The sequence below is a fragment of the Colwellia psychrerythraea genome (assembly GCF_000764225.1).
Classification (GTDB): domain Bacteria; phylum Pseudomonadota; class Gammaproteobacteria; order Enterobacterales; family Alteromonadaceae; genus Colwellia; species Colwellia psychrerythraea_D.
The window spans coordinates 46,924-60,830 of record NZ_JQED01000031.1; the positions used below are offsets into that span (position 1 = coordinate 46,924).

Sequence of the window (13,907 nt, forward strand, 5' to 3'; positions counted from 1 at the left end):
AAGTAAAAGTTGTGTCGTTATTTCTATCGTTAAATAACTAACGAATAAATAATTTATAAACAAGTTGATGAATTTTTTTGCCAAACGGTGGGAATAACAATGAGCCCAAACTAATGCGACCACGCGAGAGTACCGCTTTGCCATGAGAGAAGGTTTTAAATCCTTCACTGCCATGATATTGCCCCATGCCCGAGGCACCTATGCCGCCAAAAGGTAAGTCATCGTTAATCACATGAAATGCCGCATCATTAATACATACACCACCAGCATGGGTGTTGAGTAGAATATTCTGCTGAAATCTTTTGTTAAAACTGCAAATATACAAAGCAAGTGGTCGTGGTTTATTGTTGATGTAAGCGATTGCCTCCTCAACGTTGTTATAAGCAATTATCGGTAATAAAGGACCAAAAATTTCTTGCTGCATCACACTCATATCATCATTTACATTAGTGAGAATTGTTAACGGCATTTTTCTCGATGCACCATTGTTATTGTCTGCGGCTAACGGGATGATAGTAGCCCCCTTCGCTTTAGCGTCTGCTACTAAACTATCTATGCGTGCTTTCTGCGCATCATTGATGATGCAGGTACAATCGATATTCTCCTGTGGATTGGGATACATGTTTTGATAAGCATCTTTAAACGCTTGTGTTAGCTCTGCGACTTTATTTTCAGGGCAAAAGAGATAATCTGGCGCGACACATGTCTGCCCTGAATTTAGTGTTTTTCCTAACACCAATCGGCTCACCACCGTTTTTATATCAATGTCATCATCAATAATGGTCGGAGACTTGCCACCCAACTCTAACGTGACCGGAACTAAGTTTTCCGCAGCCGCTTTCATCACCAATTTACCAACACCGGTCGAGCCCGTGAAGAATAAATGATCAAATGCCACGCTGGAAAAGGCAGCAGCCATATCAGCCTCGCCACATACAATAGCCACTTTTTTACTTGGGAAGTGCTTCGCCACTAATTCAGCCAATAGAATATTGGTATGGGGCGTATACTCACTCATCTTTATCATGGCGGTATTACCCGCAGCCAAGGCGGTGGTTAACGGGCCAAAGGCAAGAAAGATGGGGTAATTCCACGGGGCAATAATGCCCACCACTCCTTTGGGTTGAAAAACCACTTTACCTTTTGCTGGTTGAAATAATATGCCGATATGCTTTTTTTCAGGCTTCATCCACCCCTTTAATTTTTTTATCGCATAATTAATCCCCATCACCGAACTAAGAATATCGCCCAGCTTAGTATCATCAGCACTTCGGTGACCAAAGTCTTGACTCATTGCGTCAATAAAGGCTTGTTGATTATCAACAAGAATCGCCTTTAATTTTGTTAAGTCACTGATTCGATCTTGGTAACTTGGGTAAGCATTGCTAGCAAAATGTGCTTTTTGTTGTAAAAACGTTTCTGCTAATGCTGTTTGTGAGGTGATTTCGACCATTATTTTTTACTCCGATCAGAGCCAATATTAAGTAACCAAGCAATAGCTGGAACAAGCGTAAGCGCACCCAACATGTTAAAAATAAACATAAAGGTGAGTAATATCCCCATATCCGCTTGAAATTTTATCGGTGAGAATACCCAAGTAGCGACACCGATAGCTAAGGTTATACCAGTGAAAGCCACGGCTTTACCCGTTTGGTTTAACGCGTAGCGATAGGTCATGTACAAGGACTTTCCTTGACCTAGCGCTTCTTTCACTTTACTGAATATATAAATACCGTAATCAACACCAATACCAACCCCTAAGGCAATAACAGGTAGGGTTGCTACTTTGACGCCAATGCCTAATATGCCCATTAACCCTTGGCTCATAATACTGGTTAAAATTAACGGCGTGATAATGCAAATAACGATACGGCCACTTCTGAAGGTGATTAAACAAATGATGATGACGATGGAGTAAACCCAAATTAACATTTCAGTTTCGGCTTCTTCTATTACCATATTCGTGGCAGATTCAATCCCTGCATTACCCGCAGCCATCAGAAACTCAACGCCTTCAATATGATTTTCAGTATTGAATTTTTCCACCGCTTTTACGACGTTATCAAGTGTTTGCGATTTATGATCGTTGAGGAAAACTAATACCGGCACCATAGAGCAGTCTTTATTCATCAAACCTTGTGGCGTTTTAGCTAAAGAAGCATTAGTCATTAACTGGTTACGGTTTAGTCCATACCACTTTAACGAGCCTTCGTTCATGCCAAACAAGCCAAATTTTGAAACATCAGCGACCGATTTAACCGCTTGAACACCTGCAACATTGCGCAGTTGCCATTGGAATTGATCTACCCAAACCAAGGTTTGATATTGCGAACACTGCTCGACATCCGTTTTGACCATGATGACAAATAAGTCAGTACTGGTACTGTAATTATCAACGATGTAGGCGTTATCTAGGTTATAACGAGAGTCTGGTCTTAGCTCTGGCGCGCCAGCATCTAAGTCGCCAATTTTCATCGATTGTGCGAAATAAAGTCCAAGAACTAGACAAGCTATACCGACAACCAATGCCACTTTTGCCAGCGGCGGTTTGGCGAAGTTTTTAAACAAACCTTCAACAATACCTGTTTTATGGGCCGATTGCTGCGCGTATTTCAGGCCTGCAGAAGAAACGCCGATGTAACTCATTAAAATGGGCAAGGCGATCAAATTGGTGACAATAATAATAGCAACACCAATACTGGCAGCGATGGCTAATTCTCGAATGACCGCTATATCGATGATCATCAAAGTAGTAAAGCCAATGGCATCACTAACTAACGCCGTAATACCCGCAATATAAAGTGAGCGAAAAGCCAACTTGGCAGAATCAATATTACTTGCGCCTGTGACGCTGTGATGAATAATGGAATTAATAATCTGTACGCCATGACTGACACCTATAGCAAAGACTAAAAACGGCACCAACATAGAATAAGGGTTAATACCAAATCCCAATAAATTTAAAATGCCTAACTGGCAAAAGACAGCAAAAATTGAAAAGACTAAAACAGAGATCGTACTGCGTAAACAACGAGAATATAGCCACAGTAAAACAAAGGTAATAAGAACAGCTAGGCCAAAAAAAGCAACCACTTGTAAAGCGCCGTCGATTAAATCACCGACCACTTTTGCAAAACCAACAATGCGTATCGTGACATTTTCATTGCTGTATTTGTCTCTAATTTTCTCTTCTAAAACGCTCGATAATTCTCGGTAGTCCAGCGGCAAACCTGTTTCAGGGTTAATGTCTTGCAATGGTGCGATGATAATCGCCGATTGAAAGTTGTTCGCGACTAACACACCGATTTGTCCTGACTTGAATACGTTGGCTTTTACCCGTTCAATCATCTCGGCCGAGCCATCATAACCATCGGGGATCACAGCGCCACCAACAAAGCCTTCTTCAGTGACTTCTTGCCAGCGAACATTAGGTGTCCATAACGACTTTAAACCATCGCGACTTACACCAGGGATGTAGAAAACTTCATCAGTAACTTGTTTTAATGTCTGTTGAAATTCGGCATTGAAAATATCACTTTGATTACTATCGTCATTAGTATTTTCCACCACAATACGTATAACATTACCTAAATCAGCAAGCTCTTTTTTATAGGTTAGAAAATTGGTCACATAAGCGTGAGAGCCGGGGATCATTTTAGTGAAACTAGCTTCGGGTTTAACTTTAACGGCTTGAATAGTTAACAAGGCTATGCAGGTCACTATTATTGTCATCATCAATGCGCGATGTTTAAAAACAAATTTTTCTATTATTTGCTCTAATGCACTAGGTGAATGGGAATTTTTTTTAGTCGACATAAGTTTATTCCTCTTCCTTATTAGGCCATTGTGATATACCAAATTGCCCAGCAAGAATTAACGAATTGTCTTTAACTAAAATACTCGACAGTGCCGCGCCTGATGGGTGCTTTGTGATCTTCAAAGATGTTAAGTTTTTAGGGTCAAAACTAACAATGACACCACCATGCCCCACTAAAAAGGCTTTGCCCTGCTTAGAAAAGCTGCCCCCTAGCAAACTGGTATTACTTGGTAGCTTTTCATGTTGCCAATGCCCTCCCCCATCAAGGGATACCATGATATTTCCTTGTAAACCAAATGCGACCAGCTGTGTTTTATTTTTCATTAACTTGCCATCGTCAGAGCTCGAAGTGTCAACGTTGACAGGGTTGGCAACAATGCCGAATAAGCTGCCCGAATAAGGTAATGTCATAACCGACCATGTTTGGCCAAGATCAGCAGAATGAAAGCCCGTGCCATTTTCGCCAACAATATAAAGTCGGTCATCGCGTGTGGTGATAACTGAATTGAGGTGATAACTATCGGGGTTTTCAAGTTGATTGCTGATTAACTGCCAGCTCTCACCTTTGTCATTACTACTAAGTAAAGTTCCGTAGGCACCGGTAGCAAATAACGTATCATTAGACGTACTCGTGACAGATAACAGCGGTTTATTTGGTCCCGATTTTAATTCTAATTGGTTATCTTCAATAGCAAAGATTAAATCTTCAAGTTGGTAGGTTAACTCTTCGAGTTCATCCTCATCCTGAGTCGTTGATATCACTTGTTCTAAGGATTGATGTTCCTGTTTCAACTGTGCAATTTTAAATTGTGTTATCTCCTTACCCGTGAACACTTTACGCCATGAGGTACTATCGTTATCAGCTTTAAGAATAACACCATCATGTCCAACAGCTATTTTACTGCCATCCGAGAGTATAGTAACGTCGGTTATCGCAACGCTGACCGGTGATTTTTGTTGTTGCCAGTGACTGTCATTTTGCCAGTTTATGATATGTCCACGTTCACCTACCAGAAGAATAGCGTCATTATTTGGCGTCATCGCCATCAAGACACTTTTAGTGGCTAAAGCACTGCTGGTTGAAGGTAGTTTTAGTAAATCGGGGGAGCTTTTTGCCTGCGCTAGAGTAGAAACTGAACCAAGCAAAGTAACAAGCAGTATGCTCTTCATGCCGCAGGCAATATGAGGTGTACGCATAGAAAACCTAATAAGTAAAAGTTTGATACTTATTAGTATTGATGAATAAAGTTAGCTTGAGATGTGTTAAACGTGCCAAATGATTATCTTTGCAACACAGTTAACTTTGGCTTCTTTTTATTGAACGGCTGTCGAAAGCATTAGGATTTTTTACCTTGTCGGTAGTCGCCAGGTGTTTGATTTGTCCAACGTTTAAAAGCACGATTAAAATTACCTACACTGGAAAAACCGACCAAATAGCCAATTTCACTCAAACTCAAATGCTGCTGCACAATGTAATCCATTGCCAATTTTTTACGGGTATTTTCTAATATCTCTTTATAACTTGTACCTTGATCATGTAGCTTTCTTTGCAAGTTACGTAAACTCATACCCAGGTAATCGGCAATGTCAGTTTGAGAGGGAGCCCCTAAGGGTAATAGCTCAAATATTTTATTTTTTATAACATGGGTTAAATCATTTTTATCCACTCTTGCCATAAACTCATCAAGCATTTTTTCATGGCTTTGAGTAATAAGTGGATTACCGCACATTAATTTTTCTTGTGTTTGCTCAAGATCGAAATAGATAGCGGTTTTGTCGCTAGAAAACTCTATTTCACAGTTGAAAAAATCTTCAAGGTAGCTGATATCATGATCGGGTTTTGCGTAGGCAAAACAAACTTTGATTGGTGAAAAGTCTAAGGTAACTAACTCTCGAGAAAAACGAATAATGGTGGCTAAAAACGTTTCTACCGTTACCAATGATAAAACAGGTCGATTGGTTGTTTCATAGGTAATGATTTGCATCTCAAAAACAAACTGATCATCTTCTTCATAATTGACTAACTTACAGGTGTTTGACACAACTCGTTTGTAATGCGCAATACGCTGCAATGCATCTTGTAAGGTATTTGACGACATCATGGCGTAACCCAGAGCATGAAACATACCGGGATGAAATTGCTCTGCAATTAAAATAGAAAAATCATGCCGCACTAACTGGGCGTTGCAGTAATGAATAAGTTGGGTAAGTTTTTCTGCAGCAATGCGAGATTCTTGATCTGCCATCACATCTTGAGAGATATCACATTCTTTTAATGCCGCTGCGATATCAATACTATGCGCATCCATCGCCTTAGAAGTAGGGATCATCCAACCGGTTAATGTTGAGTAATAATTTTGCACTGAGTTGTCTGAATTTTTCATATTTTTATATTCTACGAGTTTTGCACGAAATGACAAGAGGTTGGCACATTTAGCGAAATATTAAACGAATCATTGTCGTAATGTAATGATGAAACGAACATTACAATAAGTATTATAACGATAATAACAGGCGAATAATATGCTAAATAATAATCATAAAATCAAGCCGTTAGCTCTGGTTGTCGCGATGGCATTTAGTGCTTCATCAGCGCACGCTGTCGACTTCAATTTTGGTGAAGATGACGACATTCTATTGCAAATAAATTCACAATTGGATATTGGTTCTAGCTGGCGACTAGGCGATGCTGACCCTAGATTCATTGGTAAAACCAATGGCGGAACTGGCGCGACAAGTACCACAGATGATGGCAATTTAAACTACGGAAAACATGATGCCTACTCTCAAATAATCAAAGGCGTGCATGATATCCAATTAAGCAAAGGTGATTTTGGTGCCTTTGTCCGTTTTAAATATTGGTACGATTATGCGCTTAAAGAAGGTGATGTGAATCATGGTAATTCAGGGAATGCTTATGTACCCAATACGCCATTAAGTGATGATGGTTTTGAAAATAATACCAAATTTTCTGGTGCAACCTTATTAGATGCTTATGTTTATGCGTCGTTTGATTTAGGAGAGACCCCAGTAGACATTCGCCTAGGTAGACAGGTGGTTAGTTGGGGGGAAAGTACCTTTATCCAAGGTGGCATGAATTCATCGAACCCTTTTGATGTAGCAGCCTTAAGACGTCCTGGTGCCGATTTAAAAGAAGGTATATTACCTGTTGGCATGCTTTACGGTAACGTAGGTCTTACTGAAAACCTCAGTGTTGAAGCTTTTTATCAATACGAGTGGGAAAAAACCCAAATTGACGGTTGTGGTACCTATTTCTCTGGTGCAGATTTTGCCGCGACTGGTTGTAATTATGTGTCAGTCGGGCCTTTAGGTGATCAAGCAGGATTGGCTGGCGGTTTTGCTGCTGAGCGAAAAGCGGATGTAGAGCCTGATGACGGCGGTCAATACGGTTTAGCCGCGCGTTATTATGCTGAAGCATTAAATGATACCGAGTTTGGCATATACTACATGAATATCCATTCTCGCCTGCCACTTATTAACACGGTACGGACAAATATCCCGCCTACTTATGCTGAAATTACTGGTGATGATATTGCTAATTCACCTGTTTTTGTACCCAAAGCACTTGATCCTACAGGTGGCGCTTTTTCCGCACAAAACCCGGGTTATGACATTGAATTTCCTGAGGACTTAAAATTTTATGGCGTTAGCTTTGCTACCAATGTTGGCGGCGTAGCACTATCGGGTGAAGCCTCTTATAAGCCGGATACACCGATACAAATCAGCGGACCAGAATTACTCAACGGTACCTTATCAGAAGCACCATTTTTACGCTTTACTCCAAGAGTGACTGCCGTTGGTTATGGTGAAGAAGTCAAGGGTTGGGACGAGTTTGATGTAACCCAATTGCAGATGACCGCCATTCAGTTTTTTGAAAATACTATGGGGGCTTCACGCTTCACCCTTATTGCCGAAGTTGGCATGATTTTGACTGATGGTGTTGAAGATTCTGATCAACATTATGGCAGAAATTCCGTCTTTGGCTTGGGAGATTTTGGTGGTGATAGCGCCTTTAATTGTACCAACCTTATCGGTGCCGGGGTGTTATCAGGTGATTGTCGCACTGATGGCTTTGTCACTGATAGTGCATGGGGATATCGTATGCGTGGTGTGTGGCAATATTCTGATGTATTTGCTGGCATATCATTAAAACCGACCCTTTCTTGGGCCCATGATGTCAGTGGTTACTCGCCAGACCCTGGTCAACAATTTCATGAAGGACGAAAAAATCTAGGCTTTTCTTTGGAAGCTTCCTATCAGCAAAAGTATACGGTCACCGTAGGCTACAACAACTATTCAGGTGGTAGCCATAATATTCTGGAAGATAAAGACTTAGTATCGCTGTCATTTGGCATTTCGTATTAATTATCGTGTAAACACATTAAGAGAATCATCATGAAAAAATATACTACAACCGCAAGTTTATTAATTTTATCACTGGTAAGCAGTGCTGCATTTGCAAAAGTTAGCCCACAAGAAGCCGATAAATTGGGAAATTCACTTACCCCTTTAGGGGCTGAAATGGCTGCTAATGCTGCCGGCACTATCCCTGCATGGAACGGTGGATTAACGAGTAAAAACTCAACTAAAAGTAAAGATTCTGGTCGTCCTGCAAATCCCTTTACTCAAGATAAACCGTTATTTGAAATAACGCGCGCCAATGTTAATGATTACAAAGCAAACTTAAGTGCTGGCCAAATTGCAATGTTTGAAAAATACGCAGATTATAAAATGCCTATTTATAAAACCAGAAGAACAGCCGCCTACACTACTGAGCTTTATGATGTTGTTAAACAAAATGCAACAACCGCTGAACTCGTACAATCGGGCAATGGTATTGAAAATTTTGAGACAACAATCCCCTTCCCTATTGCGCAAAATGGTTCAGAAGTTATTTGGAACCACATCACCCGTTTTCGTGGTGGCACAGCGAAACGTTTTACAACCACTATTCCAGTGCAATCTAATGGCTCATTCGTCCCGGTAAAAATGAATGATCAGTTGGTATGGCCTGAGTTTTTAAAAGGCGGCCGTGATGCTAAAAAAGATAACAATATATTATTTTATTATTTACAACAGATCACAGCGCCTTCTCGTTTAACAGGCACATCATTATTAGTACATGAAACCATGGATCAAGTTAAAGAAGCACGTAAAGCCTGGGTTTATAACTCAGGTCAACGTCGTGTTCGTCGTGCGCCTAATGTGGCTTATGACGGACCTGCGGCCGGTACAGATGGTTTAAGAGCCTCTGATAACTATGATATGTACAACGGAGCGCCTGATCGTTATGACTGGAAGTTAGTGGGTAAAAAAGAGCTTTATATCCCTTATAACGCTTATAACTTACTTGATACCACAGCAAAATATGATGACGTAATACAAAAAGGTCATTTAAATGCCGATTATTTACGCTACGAGTTACACCGTGTTTGGCAAGTTGAAGCGACATTAAAAGAAGGCTCAAGACATATTTATGCCAAGCGTACCTTCTTTATTGATGAAGACACCTGGGGCGCCTCTGTTATTGATCAATACGATGGTCGTGGTGAACTATGGAAATTATCAGAAGCGCATAACATTCAATTTTATGATGTTGATACCCCGTGGATGGTTGCTGAAACCTTATATGATTTAGACTCTGGACGTTACCTAGTCACAGGGTTAAGCAATGAAGAGCCAACCTTCATGGTGTGGGGTAAAAAAGTTAAACGCAAAGATTTTTCTACCTCAGCGCTAAGACGTTTAGGACGTTAACCTCAACACGCATTTTCAAACAACTTGGGTAGATGTTAACGACTTTTACCCAAGGGACATGCTTAAGAGTCTTTACGCATGAATAGTAAAATTTAAGGCAAGGTATATGAATAAATCACAAGGTAACAACTTTGACTACATTATTGTCGGAGGTGGTTCAGCTGGCTGTGTTTTAGCGAATAGGTTAACTGAAAACGGTAAATTTAACGTCTGCTTATTAGAAGCTGGTAGTGATAATAACTCTCTGTTAGTCAAAACGCCGGGGGCATTTTCAGCCTTCATGTTTTTAAAAAAATTCAATTGGAGTTTTGATGCGAAACCTAAAAAGGATATTCGCAATGGTACGCCACTTTTTGTCCCACGCGGACGAGGCTTAGGCGGTAGCTCAGCGACCAATGCCATGCTCTATATACGTGGACAAAAAGAGGATTACGATCATTGGGCAGAATTAGGTAATAACGGTTGGTCGTTCAACGATATTTTACCTTACTTTAAGAAATCAGAAACCAATAGCCGCGGCGAAAGTGAACTGCACGGTGGTGCAGGTCCATTGCAAGTTACGGATCGCCCTGCTTTTTATGAGATCAGTCAGCGATATATTGAAGCCAGTCAACAGGCAGGTTTCCCCCTTACCGATGACTTTAATGGGCGTGAGCAAGAAGGTGTTGGTTACTATCAATGCACGATAAAAGATGGCAAACGTTGCTCTGCTGCGCATGCCTATTTGTTACCCGTACTATCTAGGCCTAATCTGACGGTATTAACCCACGCACAAGTGAGTAAGGTGCTACTTGAAGACAAAAAAGCTTATGGTGTCGATGTATATATTAAGGGCAAAAAGAGAAGCTTAACAGCGAATAAAGAAGTGTTATTAAGTGGCGGCAGTATCGCTTCACCACAGCTATTAATGTTATCTGGCATCGGAGATAAAAGTGAATTAACCCATCACGGCATTGATTGTGTGCATGAGCTTAAAGGTGTTGGCAAAAACTTACGCGAACATGTAGATGCTTGTGTATTAGTCAAAAGTAAAAAAACAGACGGTTTTACCCTATCGATATCAGGCTTACTGAAGATGGCACCGGATGCCATAAACTACGTCACAGGTAAAAAAGGTAAACTTGCCAACAGTATTCTAGAAGCCGGTGGTTTCATTAAGTCTACTGACAATGAAAACAGACCTGATATCCAGTTACATATGTTGCCGTTGTTATATGACGATAATGGCAGAGATTTACGACTGTTAACACAACATGGCTTTTCCTGTCATGTCTGCGTACTACGCCCTGAAAGTACCGGCACAGTATCGCTAAAATCAGCGAACTATCAAGATGCACCCGAAATAGATTTTAACTTGTTTTCTGATAAAGATGGCAAAGACAAAGCAGTCTTAATTAATGGCATGCGCCAGCTACGCAAAATATTAACTGCGCCAGCCTTAGCACAACATTATGACAACGAACTTCATCCGGGTAATGCTTTTGAAACTGATGAGCAAATCTTTGCTAAAGCGCAAGAGCGTATAGGCACAGTTTTTCATCCCGTAGGCACGTGCAAAATGGGCAGTGATGCCATGGCTGTCGTTGATAATCAGCTTAAAGTGCACGGCATTGATAAATTACGAGTAGTAGACGCGTCAATTATGCCAACACTTATCAGTGGCAATACCAACGCACCAACCATGGCTATTGCCGAAAAAGTAGCAGACATGATGCTGACACATTAATTAAGGACAAAAACATGTTTAATTTGATAATACACAGTACTAAAGCATTACTTGCAGGTTTATGGATACTGGCGATACTAGGTTTGATATCGATATCACCATTACCCACAGAATATCAATTTTACCTTCTAGTCTTAGCTGGCATTGTACTTTTGGTGCACTTACTTGAGTTTGTTGCGATGAAAGGCAAAGTAAAAAATAAAAGTAATATTGAGATTAGTTTTGTACAAACCATGCTTTGGGGCTTTGGCCATTGGCTGCCTTTATTAAAAAATAAGTACTAAGAAATAAGAGCTAAGAAATAAGTACTAAAAAATAAATATTCGAACTATTTGAATGATAAGACCACATTTTGGAAACTGAATGTGGTTTTTTTATGGCGTTGATATTACTATTCATGAAAACATAATACTTGTAATCTGTTACGATAATAATGAAAGAAATCAAGATGTTTACAAGTAAGACCTTAGTCATCAGTTCAACACGTTTATCCATCGATAAATGCTTTGAACAAGCAAGGAGAGTAACGTGACGGCGATTGTAGAAAGTAAAGAGCCTGAATTAAATACAGAAATAGGCCCAAACTGGTTTGCATCCGTCATGGGCACCGGCATTATTGCCAACGCAGCCGTAGGTTTGCCTATTGTGGGTCGACACCTAGGCCAAGTTGGACTGGTTATCTGGGTTATTGCCTCTGTCATGTTAATGATAATGTTGCTGCTCAAGACACTGCAAACCATTACTAAGCCTCACATTATCAAACGCCAATTTAATGATCCTGTTATGGCGCAATTTTTTGGTGCGCCGCCTATGGCACTATTAACCATTGCCGGTGGCACTTTATTATTTGGCCAGCACTTTTTTACACAAGAAATACAAATGGTTATTGCTTGGTCTCTATGGATAACAGGCACCCTTGTAGGAATAATGACAGCCGTGATTATTCCTTATCGACTTTTTACCCATCATGAAGTACGTGGAGATGCCGCTTTTGGCGGCTGGCTTATGCCTGTTGTTCCGCCTATGGTATCAGCAGCAATTGGCGCGATGTTTATTCCTCACCTTCAAGAGTCTTTATTACAACAAACCATGCTTTATGCATGTTATGCCATGTTCGGTACGAGTTTGATGGCAGCAATGATTATTCTCACTTTAATCTGGGGCCGTTTAGTACACTCAGGTACATCAGGAGGCGCACGTGTCCCCACCTTGTGGTTAGTGTTAGGGCCACTAGGACAATCAATCACCGCAGCCGGTGCACTAGGCGCAGTGGCCTTAGCTGTTGTAGAGCAACCGATAGCTGGCAGCCTCAATACTATGGCTATTTTGTATGGCGTGCCCGTGTGGGGGTTTGCCTTTTATTGGTCAATTTTAGCGAGTTTTCTAACCTTACGAGCACTACGTAGAAAAATGCCCTTTGCCCTCACCTGGTGGGCATTTACCTTCCCTGTTGGCACCTGTGTAACCGGCACAAGCCAACTCGCCCAGCATACTGAGTTGCCCGCCTTTGAATGGGCCGCGGTTATCTTATTTGCAGGATTATTGTGTGCTTGGGTTATAGCTGCGTGGGGAACAATTAAAGGGCTTAAAAGCGGGCATATAATGAAAAATCCTGTAAGCGCACCTGTTGTCATCGCGAAGAAAGGGCCAAAATAATAAGCAGTATTACTAAAGCCTTAAAAGATTAGCCTGAAACTTGCGTGAAACAAGAGCACTTTAGCACTCTAGCACTCTACAGAGGTGTAAAGTGCTCGGGTTGTCTCAATACTCATTAACTAGCGAATTAACTTTCTTTTTTAAATCAATGGTATTGATAAACAACCTTGGATCAACAATTTCATCTAGCATAGAGGTCTCAGGTAAACAGTCATCATCAACGTAATCGACATAGTCACCCTCTGAGTCAAAAATTAACATATCCAACGCTAAACGATCTAATCCGTAAAGACCACGGTGGATCATATCAGCCGAAAACACTAATAAATCACCTGCCGCTAACTGTATTTTTTTCCCTGTAGAAAGGCTTTCACTACTGACTCTGCCCTTCTCTTCTTGTCGGACAGCAAATTCCTCATCATTATCCCAGCGTTTGTGCGTGCCTGGCACTAGCTCCATGCCAAGTTCATCAAATAAAGGAATTCTAAAATGTACGACTTGAGTTTCCTCAATGACTCGTTTTTGATCTTCAATATCATAATCATACTGACAATCTCTGTGCCAAAAATCTTTTTGAAGAGGATTCACCGGATTAAAAAACAACTGAGTATTCATAAAAGCGGGATCAGCTGCCATGACAGAATCGACGATAGCCATTATTTTTTTTGAACTGATAAAGTTAAACAACGTCAACCGTTCGTCATACGTTAAGTATTGACTCCCAGTGATTAAAGAAGAGTTAAACGCTTCCTCTTGGTAGAAGGCTTCGTTATCTTTTTTCCATGCATCATGGAATTTTAAGATGACTTCTCTAAGCGCTGAAATCTCAGTCTCGGTAAAATAATCTCTAATAACAAAGTAACCTTGTTCATGATAACTGCTATATAACTGACTTCTATCTTCAACCATTTACGCCTACTGCCTCCACGA

At 40.7% G+C, this 13,907-nt stretch carries 10 protein-coding genes; 5 read left to right on the forward strand and 5 right to left on the reverse strand.

Translation table 11 applies throughout. The annotated features are described in order from the left end of the window. Positions 1 to 37: 37 nt before the first annotated feature. From ND2E_RS09105 to ND2E_RS09090, 4 genes are all read right to left on the reverse strand, one after another. Positions 38 to 1,453: a coniferyl aldehyde dehydrogenase gene (locus tag ND2E_RS09105; RefSeq protein ID WP_033094237.1), complete on the reverse strand. Its 1,416-nt coding sequence runs from the start codon at positions 1,451 to 1,453 to the stop codon at positions 38 to 40. Further along, on the reverse strand, positions 1,453 to 3,816 hold the full coding sequence (locus ND2E_RS09100; protein ID WP_052056604.1) for an efflux RND transporter permease subunit: 2,364 nt from the start codon (positions 3,814 to 3,816) through the stop codon (positions 1,453 to 1,455). The genes ND2E_RS09105 and ND2E_RS09100 overlap by 1 nt, the downstream gene beginning before the upstream one ends. A 4-nt stretch (positions 3,817 to 3,820) precedes the next feature. Continuing rightward, on the reverse strand, positions 3,821 to 5,014 hold the full coding sequence (locus tag ND2E_RS09095) for a WD40/YVTN/BNR-like repeat-containing protein (RefSeq protein ID WP_052056606.1): 1,194 nt from the start codon (positions 5,012 to 5,014) through the stop codon (positions 3,821 to 3,823). Positions 5,015 to 5,154: 140 nt separating this feature from the next. Then, on the reverse strand, positions 5,155 to 6,201 hold the full coding sequence (locus ND2E_RS09090; RefSeq protein ID WP_033094238.1) for an AraC family transcriptional regulator: 1,047 nt from the start codon (positions 6,199 to 6,201) through the stop codon (positions 5,155 to 5,157). Between the two features lie 139 nt (positions 6,202 to 6,340). Between ND2E_RS09090 and ND2E_RS09085 the strand changes: the two genes are divergently transcribed. The 5 genes from ND2E_RS09085 to ND2E_RS09065 all read left to right on the forward strand — a co-directional run bounded on the left by ND2E_RS09085 (position 6,341) and on the right by ND2E_RS09065 (position 12,977). Continuing rightward, positions 6,341 to 8,203, forward strand: a complete 1,863-nt coding sequence (locus ND2E_RS09085; RefSeq protein WP_033094239.1) for a DUF1302 domain-containing protein — start codon at positions 6,341 to 6,343, stop codon at positions 8,201 to 8,203. A gap of 30 nt (positions 8,204 to 8,233) precedes the next feature. After that, the gene (locus ND2E_RS09080) at positions 8,234 to 9,595 is read left to right on the forward strand and encodes a DUF1329 domain-containing protein (RefSeq protein ID WP_033094240.1); all 1,362 of its coding nucleotides are present in this window, start codon (positions 8,234 to 8,236) and stop codon (positions 9,593 to 9,595) included. A gap of 106 nt (positions 9,596 to 9,701) precedes the next feature. After that, positions 9,702 to 11,321 (forward strand): GMC family oxidoreductase, encoded by a 1,620-nt coding sequence (locus ND2E_RS09075; RefSeq protein ID WP_033094241.1) that lies wholly within the window; start codon positions 9,702 to 9,704, stop codon positions 11,319 to 11,321. Between the two features lie 14 nt (positions 11,322 to 11,335). Then, a complete protein-coding gene (locus tag ND2E_RS09070) occupies positions 11,336 to 11,605 on the forward strand; it encodes a DUF1145 domain-containing protein (RefSeq protein WP_033094242.1) in 270 nt (89 codons plus the stop codon). Positions 11,606 to 11,849: 244 nt separating this feature from the next. Beyond that, on the forward strand, positions 11,850 to 12,977 hold the full coding sequence (locus ND2E_RS09065) for a TDT family transporter (protein WP_033094243.1): 1,128 nt from the start codon (positions 11,850 to 11,852) through the stop codon (positions 12,975 to 12,977). Between the two features lie 105 nt (positions 12,978 to 13,082). Here the strand turns inward: ND2E_RS09065 and ND2E_RS09060 are convergent, their stop codons facing one another. Then, complete coding sequence (locus tag ND2E_RS09060) at positions 13,083 to 13,886, reverse strand: phytanoyl-CoA dioxygenase family protein (RefSeq protein WP_033094244.1); 804 nt, start codon at positions 13,884 to 13,886, stop codon at positions 13,083 to 13,085. Positions 13,887 to 13,907 lie beyond the last annotated feature (21 nt).